The organism is Brunnivagina elsteri CCALA 953 (assembly GCF_002289455.1).
In the GTDB taxonomy this organism is placed as follows: Bacteria; Cyanobacteriota; Cyanobacteriia; order Cyanobacteriales; family Nostocaceae; genus Brunnivagina; species Brunnivagina elsteri.
This window is the reverse complement of sequence record NZ_NTFS01000776.1, coordinates 1-1,204: the sequence shown is the minus strand read 5'-3', so window position 1 is coordinate 1,204 and position 1,204 is coordinate 1. Positions and strand designations below refer to the sequence as shown.

Annotated in this window: 2 protein-coding genes; both read left to right on the top strand. The window is 35.9% G+C overall.

Annotation, left to right across the window (positions count from 1 at the left end; all coding sequences use genetic code 11):
• Positions 1-467: 467 nt before the first annotated feature.
• Positions 468-971: a hypothetical protein gene (locus CK510_RS30615; protein ID WP_095725153.1), complete on the top strand. Its 504-nt coding sequence runs from the start codon at positions 468-470 to the stop codon at positions 969-971.
• Positions 972-997: 26 nt separating this feature from the next.
• Positions 998-1,144 (top strand): hypothetical protein, encoded by a 147-nt coding sequence (locus tag CK510_RS33175; protein ID WP_211293368.1) that lies wholly within the window; start codon positions 998-1,000, stop codon positions 1,142-1,144.
• The last annotated feature ends 60 nt before the right edge of the window (positions 1,145-1,204 follow it).

Here is a 1,204-nt window from a genome sequence, read left to right as displayed (position 1 = left end):
AACAGATATTAATTATATGTTTGATAATAAAACTCCGACTTAATGTTGGGGTTTTAGTTTTGTTTATATCTGTGATAGTTAGAAAGTAAAAATGCGATAAGCGTGCGCTCCCTTTGTCCGAAACTTTGCTCTTTGATTCATCCCCCAGCAAGATTTCGCCCCACTCTACGGGTAGTCACGTAGTGACTTCTATTGGCGATAGCCTCCCTGTAAGGGCTAGGTAGCCACCGAATGTGTCTATGGGACGAACGCTTAATACCGGAGGTATGCTCATCACTTTATATTACTTAAAACGTAGGAAATAATCAGTTTTTTTGTGATGTTTAAATTGTGTCGATACAGGTTCAAGATGCATAAATTAATTTTGCTAACCCTATTAAGAAGAGTAAGGCGAAAGTTCATTTATATAAAACAACTCAGAAGTGTTTTATCAGCACATAACATAACTTAATTAATACTCAAAACAGATGAAAATTATCCACAGTTATCTTCAAAAACTTATCATTAGTAGCATTCCATTATTAGCTCTGAGTTTTAGTGGGGCAATTATCCCCATTGTTTCTGCTCAAGTGCAAAACTTACCTGCTTCTTCTTTACCAGGCAATCAAACAATGCAAGTAGCAATGAATAATGAGATAACCATTAGCGTAGCAACAAGCACTAGTAATTATGTTATCGATGTTTATGTAAAATCAGATAAAAAAGGTGAGATGACTTTAGAGAACATAAAAACTGGTGAGAAGTTAACTTTGCCAGCTACACAAGTAGATAGAGATGGCAACGTATTTAGTGCTAGTACCACAAAGGTAGAACGAATTAAGAATAAGAGTTTTCTTCCCTTCATTTCTCGCCAAACTACTACTTATCTTCTCGATATATCAAAAAAAGAATTCTCTATCACCAAGCAGGCTAATTTACCTAATCGAAAAACAGTGCAAGTCGAAAAAATAGGATTTATCCTACAAAGTTGAAAGGAAGTTTGCTTTCTTCAATATTGATGGTTGACATCCTCCCTGCCGTAAACGGCGGGGAGGATGTCAACCCATCGTCAGGACGTAATGCCTTGCTGGTAACTAATAATGGGCATCGCACGTTACATTTACTCAGAATGCATTTACGTTTCCCATTTGTCCCGTTAAAGTAGTATTAATTTCAGTAGCAATACAAAAATACTAATAAATTTTCAATTCAAAGCTTTTTCAGG